The sequence below is a fragment of the Saccharothrix sp. NRRL B-16314 genome, assembly GCF_000716595.1.
In the GTDB taxonomy this organism is placed as follows: Bacteria; Actinomycetota; Actinomycetes; order Mycobacteriales; family Pseudonocardiaceae; genus Actinosynnema.
Genome location: NZ_JNXC01000223.1, coordinates 1 through 316 on the forward strand (window position 1 = coordinate 1; position 316 = coordinate 316).

Annotated in this window: 1 pseudogene; it reads left to right on the forward strand. The window is 70.9% G+C overall.

From position 1 onward, the window contains the following. Positions 1-209 (forward strand): annotated as a pseudogene (locus tag OQ02_RS39745) (ABC transporter permease); the annotation flags it as partial. Positions 210-316: the final 107 nt, after the last annotated feature.

Below are 316 nucleotides of genomic sequence, written 5' to 3' on the forward strand. Positions count from 1 at the left end.
CCCTGATGGCCGCGGAGATCATCGCCTCATCCCCCGATCTGGGCCTGGGCCTCGGCCAGTTGCTGGAGAACGGCCGGAACAACATCGACCTGCCCGGCGTGTTCCTGGCGATCCTGCTGATCCTGGTCGTCGGCATCGCCATCGACCTGCTGATCTTCAGCCCGCTGGAGCGCTGGGTGCTCCGCACCCGCGGCCTGCTGGCGAAGTGAGCCGATCACCCATGACCCGACCGGTCCTCCTCGTCGTCGCCCACGGCAGCCGCGATCCGCGGCACGCGGCGACCGTCCAGGCGCTGGTGCGCCGGGCCGGTGCGCTG